Origin of the sequence: Promicromonospora sp. NPDC060204, assembly GCF_042728455.1 — a bacterium.
In the GTDB taxonomy this organism is placed as follows: Bacteria; Actinomycetota; Actinomycetes; order Actinomycetales; family Cellulomonadaceae; genus Promicromonospora.
In genome coordinates, this window is the sequence record NZ_JBHWZO010000061.1 from 19,626 (window position 1) to 27,061 (window position 7,436).

Consider the following 7,436-nt stretch of genomic DNA (forward strand, 5'->3'; position numbering starts at 1 on the left):
CCAGACGCCCGAGGGGCATCTTCCGGAGTGCGGCACCGCAGAGTTCCCCCCTGGGGTCAGGCAATTTCTCCTCGGAGACACCTTGGCAGGGAGGCTCCAGATGACCCGCGTACTCGTTCTCGGATCGTCCGTCGCGGTAGGCGTCGGCACGCTGCTCGGAATGACACTCGCTTATCAGCTCGTACCGCTCGCGGTGCTCGCCGCCCTCCTGGGGCTGGCGGGCACTTTCGTCGTGGTACGCGCGATACCCGAACCGGCGCCCGCGACGGACGGCCCGATCACCCTCGGCGGCCCGCTCGCGCGCCCCGTCGACACCGAGGAGCCCGACGCCGAGGCCGAGCCGGTCCCGGTGCAGCAGCTCCCGGTGCCGGTCGTGGCCGCGGTGCCGGACGCCGCGTGACCCGCTGGTCGTGACCGCCTCGCCGGCATAGCTCGGCGAGGCGGTCCCGGCCCTAGCGCGCCTGCTTGGCCTGCTGCTTGCGCAGCTCCTTCTCGCTGATCGGCGCCGTGCCGCTCGCGCGCAGCTCGCGGTAGTACGCGCGTGCCTCGTCCTGGCGCACCTTCTCGGAGCCGTCGGCGATCGGCGCGCGCAGGTGCTCCTGCGAGAAGCCCCAGGCGTCGATGACGTCGAGCACGTGCGGGCGCAGCGCCTTGAGCAGGCGGTCGATCGTCGCCGTGACGGCCTTGGCGCGCCCCGTCGAGATGCGGCCGTTGGTCAGGTGCCAGTCGAGGTGCCGCTCGATCGTGGTGAGCCCGTAGATGTCGCGCAGCAGGGTCAGCACCTTGCGGTTACCGGGGTCGGACACCGTGCCGATGGCCTTCGTGAACGCGTCCCAGCGGACGAGCTCGGCCCACGCGGCGGCGGACCCGATGAGGCCGACCTGGTTGTCGTCGAAGATCTCCTGCGCCTTGACCGGGTCGGCCTTGAGCGCGGGGCGCATGCCCATCGCGGTGGCCGCGACCATGCCCTCGTAGCGGCCGGCGATCAGGCCGCGCTGCACCTCGGCGTCGAGCAGGCGGCCCGCGGAGCGCGCGCCGCCGCCGTCGGCCACCGACTGGCCCAGCCGGCGCAGCGGGGTCTTGTGCAGCACCGCGTCCCGCGCCTGCCCGGCGACGATGCCCGCCATGCCCGCCGGGGACTTCGCGGCCCGGGCCATCTTCTTGCCGTAGTCCCCCACGAGGCGCTTGGCCGCGAGCTGCAGCAGCACGTGGTTGTCGCCCTCGAAGGTGGCGTAGATGTCGAGGTCCGCGCGCAGCCCGGTGAACCGGTTCTCGGAGAGGAAGCCGGCGCCGCCGCAGGCCTCGCGGCACTCCTGCAGCGTGTCGAGGGAGTACCAGGTGGACGTCGCCTTGAGCGCCGCCGCCGTCGTCTCCAGGTCCTCGCGCTTGGCGGGGGTGTCCTCGCGGCCCGAGAACACGTCGTCGAACAGGTCGAGCAGCTCGTCGTGCGCGAAGTGCATCGCGTACGCCTCGGCGATGCGGGGGAAGAGCCGACGACGGTGCGTCGCGTAGTCCAGCAGCGTCAGCTCGTCGGCGCCGGTCGCGGGCGAGAACTGGCGGCGCTGCTCGGCGTACTTCGTGGCGATCGCGAGGCCGATCTTCGCCGCGGTGATCGCCGCGCCGTCGAGCGAGACGCGACCCTGCACGAGGGCGCCGAGCATCGTGAAGAAGCGGCGGCCGGGGCTGTCGATCGAGGAGGTGTAGGTGCCGTCCGCGGCGACCTGGCCGTACCGGGCCAGGAGGTCGCGGCGCGGCACCCGCACGTCCGTGAAGTGCAGCTTGCCGTTGTCGATGCCGTTGAGGCCGCCCTTCTGGCCGTCGTCCTCGCCGCCGACACCGGGCAGGAACTCCATGGTCTGCGGGTCCCGGATCGGCACGTAGAAGCAGTGCACGCCGTGGTCCACGCCGTTGGTGATCAGCTGCGCGAACACCGTCGCGGCCACGCCGTGCTTCGCCGCGTTGCCGAGGTACTGCTTCCACGCCCCGCGGAACGGGGTGTTGATCACGAACTCCTCGGTCTCCGGGTCGTACGTCGCGGTGGTGCCGATCGCGGCGACGTCGGAGCCGTGGCCCGTCTCGGTCATCGCGAACGCACCCGGGACGCTCAGGTCCATCGCCCCGGGGAGCAGGCGGTCCTTCTGCTCCTCGGTGCCGAGGTGGTTGATCGCGGAGGCGAAGAGTCCCCACTGCACGCCCGCCTTGATCTGCAGCGACGGGTCGGCCGCGACGAGCTCCTCGAAGCCCACCAGGTTGCCGCCGGCCTGCTCACGACCGCCGAGGCGCTCCGGGAAGGCCCGCAGCACCTGGCCGTACGGCACCATCTGCTTCATCTGGGCGAGCGTGATCTCCCGGTGCTCCTCCTTGGTGATCCCCTCCTGCTTCCAGAGCTCGGGGTGCGCGGCCACCATCCGCCGGGCCTCGGACCGTTCCTCGGGCCAGCGGCCCAGCAGCATCTGCTCCAGGGCAGGCACGTCCACGCGGGTGCCCGACGCCGGACGGGCCGCCTCGGGCTGGGGCGCCACGGCCTGTGGCGCCGCCGCGGTGGTGGTCACGGGCTCGGAGGTGGTCGTCATCGGTTCTCCTCGGTGTTCGGCCAGGGGGCCAGGTTCTGGATGTCGGGAGGGTGGGTCGGGATCAGGCGGTCGCCGGTGCGGCGCCGGGGCGGTTGTGCAGCACGCCCACGGGCCCGGTCCAGAGCCAGAGGGTCACCCGTTCGGTGAGCTGCTCACGGGTCAGCGGCGTCGACTCGACGGTGCGGTGGCCGAGCCACCACTCGCCGGAGCCGCGCACGAAGCCGACGGCGCCCGCGGCCCAGGCCGCGGCGTCCGCCGGGGGTACGTCGGTGGCCCGCGCGAACGGCTCCGCGACGAGCTCGATCACCGAGTCGAGGTAGGCGCCGAGCGGGTGCAGGTCGGCGGGGGTGCTCGGCACGCCCGCGTCGTCGGCGGGCGCCGGGGCGCGACGGCCGCGGCGTCCGCTCTCGACGGGCGCGGGCTCGTTGCCGCCGATGGCGGTCCGGGTGACGAACCAGTAGACGTTGGGGGAGCTCTCGATCATCTCGAGGTAGACGCGCACCATCTCGCGCAGCGCCATCTCCGGGTTGTCGGCCTGCTGCGCGGCGGCGCGCAGCGCGTCGTGCATCTGCATGACCACCGTCTCGGCGACGGCGAGCCGCAGGCCCGCCTTGTCGTCGAAGTACCGGTAGACGATCGACTTGGACGTACCCGCGGCGGCGGCGATCTCGTCCATCGAGACCGCGGGCCCCAGGCGGTGCACGGCCTTGCGCGCGGCGCGGACGAGCTCTGCCCGACGGGCCGTGCGGTGGTCGTCCCAGCGGGTCGAACGACCGTCGACTCCGATGCTCATCGGTCCGCCTCCCCACCTTGACTCGCTAGAGGTCTTGTGATTCGTCTCACGAGACTGAGAGTATCAGGTACTGTGAGTCCTGGGCACCACCCGGGGCGAACCGGGTCGCGGCCCGGCCTGGTCTCGACAAGGCTCGACCCAACGAAGCCTCTGCCCGACGATGAAGTGAGAAGGAACAGCGACGTGTCCACTACCCCCGCCCCCGTCCCGTCCACGCGCGAAGCCGTGATCATCGGCGGCAACCGCATCCCGTTCTCCCGCGCCGGCAAGAAGTACGTGCGGACCAGCAACCAGGACATGTTCACCGCGGCGCTGGAGGGGCTCGTCGCCCGCTTCGGCCTGCAGGGCGAGCGCCTGGGCGAGGTCGTCGGCGGCGCCGTGCTGAAGCACAGCAAGAACTTCAACCTCATCCGCGAGAGCGTGCTGGGTTCCTCCCTGTCGCCCACCACCCCCGCCTACGACGTGCAGCAGGCGTGCGCCACCGGCCTCGAGGCCGCCATCGCGGTGACGAACAAGATCAAGCTCGGCCAGATCGAGTCCGCGATCGCCGGCGGCACAGACACCGTCTCGGACGCGCCGATCGTGGTCAGCGACCGGCTGCGCGCCGCGCTCCTGGACGCGAACCACGCCAAGACCACCGGGGCCAAGGTCAAGGCGCTGCTCCAGATCCGCCCCAAGGACCTGGCCCCCGCCACCCCGAGCACCGGCGAGCCGCGCACCCACCTCTCGATGGGCGAGCACCAGGCGATCACCACGGCGAAGTGGGGCATCTCCCGCGAGGCGCAGGACGAGATCGCGTACAACTCGCACCAGAACCTCGCCCGCGCCTGGGAGGCCGGCTTCTTCGACGACCTGGTCACGCCGTTCAAGGGCCTGACCCGGGACGACAACCTGCGCCCCGACACGTCGCTCGAGAAGCTCGCCAAGCTCAAGCCCGTGTTCGGCGCGAAGCTCGAGGACGCGGCCACCATGACCGCGGGCAACTCCACGCCGCTGACCGACGGCGCGTCCGCCGTCCTCTTCGCGTCCCGCGAGTGGGCGGAGGAGCGCGAGCTGCCGATCCTCGCCAAGTTCGTGGACGCCGAGACGGCGGCCGTCGACTTCGTGCACGGCCACGAGGGTCTGCTCATGGCCCCGGTGGCGGCGGTCCCGCGCCTGCTGGCCCGGAACGGCCTCACCCTGGACGACATCGACTTCTTCGAGATCCACGAGGCGTTCGCCTCCACGGTGCTGACCACGCTGGCCGCGTGGGAGGACGAGGAATACTGCCGTACGGAGCTCGGGCTCGACGGCGCGTTCGGCAAGGTGGACCGCAGCCGGCTCAACGTGAACGGCTCCTCGCTCGCGGCGGGTCACCCGTTCGCCGCGACCGGTGGCCGCATCATCGCGACCGCCGCCAAGCTGGTCTCCGCGAAGGCCAAGGAGACCGGGCAGCCCGCACGGGCTCTGATCTCGGTCTGCGCCGCCGGCGGTCTGGGCGCGGTCGCCCTGGTCGAGTCCGTCTGAACCGGGCGGCAGCGCACCCCCGAGCCCGCCCGTACCGCCCCGCAACGAAGAGGACATCGTGACCGACAGCTATCTCAACCTGGCCAACGGGACGCTCAAGCCCGTCTTCAAGAAGCTGGGCCTGCCCCAGCCGGCCATCCTCCGGCGCTACCGGCCCGGTAGCCCGCTCACCGTGGGCCCGGTCCTGGTCGTGTCCGACGACGCCTCGGCCGCCGACGCCGACGCCGTGGCCAAGGTCCTGTCCGGCTGGGACGTCGACGTGCGCCGCAGCCCGGAGAGCGCCGACGGCGAGCGGTTCGGCGCCGTCGTGCTGGTGCTGACCGGTGCCGAGACCCCGGCGGCCGTGTCGGCCCCCGTGCTCACCGTCGCCGGCACGCTGCGGCGTCTGGCGGGCAACGGCCGGGTCGTGAGCATCTCCCGCGCCGTGGCCGAGGGCGACGCGCCGGTCCTGGCCGCGACCCGTGGCGGCGTCGAGGGCCTGGTCCGTTCGCTCGGCAAGGAGCTGCGCGGCGGGTCCACGGCCAACGGCATCCAGCTCACGGGCGGTGCGGGTGTCGACTCCGCGTCGGCCGTGGCCACGCTGCGCTTCTTCCTGTCCGCCAGGTCGGCCTACGTGGACGGGCAGCTCCTGCCCGTCGGGCCGTCCGACGCCGCCGGCCCGGTCGACTGGGAGCAGCCGCTGGCCGGCAAGGTGGCCGTCGTCACCGGCGCCGCGCGCGGCATCGGCGCGGCGATCGCCCGGACGATGGCCCGGGACGGCGCCAGGGTGGTCGTCATCGACGTGCCGCCCGCCGGGGAGTCGCTCGCGGCCGTCGCGAACGAGATCGGCGGCGTCGCGCTCCAGCTCGACATCACCGCCGACGACGCGGCCGACAAGATCCTGGCCGCCACCAAGCCGCTCGGCGGACTGGACATCCTGGTCCACAACGCCGGGATCACCCGCGACAAGCTGCTCGCCAACATGACGGCGGACAAGTGGGACCCGGTCATCGCCGTGAACCTCACGGCGCAGCTCCAGATCAACGAGCGCCTGCTCGCGGCCGGCGTCGAGGGCCTGCGGATCGTCTCGCTGGCCTCGACCACCGGTCTGGCCGGCAACCGCGGGCAGACCAACTACGGCTACACCAAGGCCGGCGTCATCGCGAACGCCGCCGCGGGCGCTCCGGTGCTCGCGGCGACCGGCGGCACGACGAACGCCGTCGCGCCGGGCTGGATCGAGACCGAGATGACCGCGAAGGTCCCCGCCCTCACCCGCACCGTGGCGCGCCGGATGCCGTCGCTGGGGCAGGGCGGCCTGCCGGTCGACATCGCGGAGGCGATCTCCTTCCTCGCGTCCGAGCCGGCGTCCGGCATCAACGGGCAGACGCTCCGGGTGTGCGGTCAGCACATGGTGGGCAAGTGACTGTGCGCCGAATGCAGAGCGCAGTGGAGCGTGAGGGCCGAGGAACGAGGCACTCGCCCGGAACGGAGCGTCGCGGAGGCGCACCAACGGCAGAGCCGCCGGCGTCGTACGGCGTGACCGAGCTGCCCGCGCTGCCCCGGCTGGGCGGGCTCTTCACGAAGGGCGTCGCCGGGTCGCCCGGCAAGCGCCCCAGGGGTGAGGTCCGGCTGCCCGAGGTGGCGTACCGCGTCGCCCGGGTGGACACCACGGGCGAGGCGGCGCACCTGGCGGCGTACCAGGAGCTGCTGGGGGAGCTGTCGTCGGACGTGCTGCCCGCCGGGTTCCTGCACGTACTGGCGTTCCCGCTGGCCACGGCCGTGATGGTGCGCGGCGACTTCCCGCTGCCGCTGCTCGGCATGGTGCACCTGCGGAACGTGGCCCGGGTGCTCCGCCCGGTGCGGCTGGGAGAGACGGTCGAGGTGCGGGCGTGGGCGCAGGACGCCCGGGCGCACCGCCGGGGCGTCCAGGTGGACCTGGTGGCGGAGGTGCTGGTGGACGGCGTCCTCGCCTACCAGGGCGTCTCGACCTACCTCGCCAAGGGCTTCACGGCCCCCGACGGCGCGGCCCCGGCCGACGAGTCCCCGCGCGAGGAGTGGACGGCGCCCCTGCCGACGGCGCGCTGGAAGCTCGGCTCGGGAACCGGGCGGGCCTACGGCGCGGTGTCGGGCGACCAGAACCCGATCCACACGTCGAGCCTGGGCGCCAAGGCGTTCGGCTTCCCCCGGGCGATCGCGCACGGGATGTACACGGCGGCGCGGGCGCTGGCCGAGGTCGGGCCCGCCCGGCGCGGCGAGGCGTACGAGTGGACGGTCGAGTTCTTCCGGCCGGTGCTGCTGCCGAGCACGGTCGACGTCGCGATCCGGAACGCGGCCGACGTCGCCCCGGCGGGCTCTGGGGGCTCTGGGGGCTCTGCGGGCGGGAACGAGCCGGCCGACGGCTTCGTGTACGACGGCTGGCGGTCCGGCAAGGGCACCCGCCACTTCCGGGGCACGATCCGGCCCCTCTGACGAGCGGCGCGCGGGCGGCCACGGCTGCCCGACGTCGCGAGGTCGCTCCGACGTCGTGCGGCTCAACGGACTCCCCTTTGAGGCCCGGGTTTCTTCGCTTTGGCGCCGTCCAAAGC

At 73.0% G+C, this 7,436-nt stretch carries 6 protein-coding genes; 4 read left to right on the forward strand and 2 right to left on the reverse strand.

Going from position 1 to position 7,436, the window contains the following annotated elements; all coding sequences use genetic code 11:
• Window positions 1-160: 160 nt before the first annotated feature.
• Entirely contained in the window at window positions 161-400 is a 240-nt protein-coding gene (locus ACFWEJ_RS10325) for a hypothetical protein (protein WP_377229115.1), read from the forward strand.
• Window positions 401-452: 52 nt separating this feature from the next.
• On the opposite strand, the gene ACFWEJ_RS10330 is transcribed toward ACFWEJ_RS10325, so the two are convergent.
• Together ACFWEJ_RS10330 and ACFWEJ_RS10335 are read right to left on the reverse strand one after the other, a co-directional pair.
• Window positions 453-2,573 (reverse strand): acyl-CoA dehydrogenase, encoded by a 2,121-nt coding sequence (locus ACFWEJ_RS10330; protein ID WP_377229116.1) that lies wholly within the window; start codon window positions 2,571-2,573, stop codon window positions 453-455.
• Between the two features lie 61 nt (window positions 2,574-2,634).
• A complete protein-coding gene (locus ACFWEJ_RS10335) occupies window positions 2,635-3,366 on the reverse strand; it encodes a TetR/AcrR family transcriptional regulator (RefSeq protein WP_377229117.1) in 732 nt (243 codons plus the stop codon).
• A gap of 183 nt (window positions 3,367-3,549) precedes the next feature.
• On the opposite strand from ACFWEJ_RS10335, the gene ACFWEJ_RS10340 reads away from it, so the two are divergent.
• The 3 genes from ACFWEJ_RS10340 to ACFWEJ_RS10350 all read left to right on the forward strand — a co-directional run bounded on the left by ACFWEJ_RS10340 (window position 3,550) and on the right by ACFWEJ_RS10350 (window position 7,320).
• On the forward strand, window positions 3,550-4,872 hold the full coding sequence (locus ACFWEJ_RS10340) for an acetyl-CoA C-acetyltransferase (RefSeq protein ID WP_377229118.1): 1,323 nt from the start codon (window positions 3,550-3,552) through the stop codon (window positions 4,870-4,872).
• Between the two features lie 58 nt (window positions 4,873-4,930).
• The gene (locus ACFWEJ_RS10345) at window positions 4,931-6,274 is read left to right on the forward strand and encodes a 3-oxoacyl-ACP reductase (protein WP_377229119.1); all 1,344 of its coding nucleotides are present in this window, start codon (window positions 4,931-4,933) and stop codon (window positions 6,272-6,274) included.
• A 113-nt stretch (window positions 6,275-6,387) separates the two neighbouring features.
• Window positions 6,388-7,320, forward strand: a complete 933-nt coding sequence (locus tag ACFWEJ_RS10350; RefSeq protein ID WP_377229120.1) for a MaoC family dehydratase — start codon at window positions 6,388-6,390, stop codon at window positions 7,318-7,320.
• Window positions 7,321-7,436: the final 116 nt, after the last annotated feature.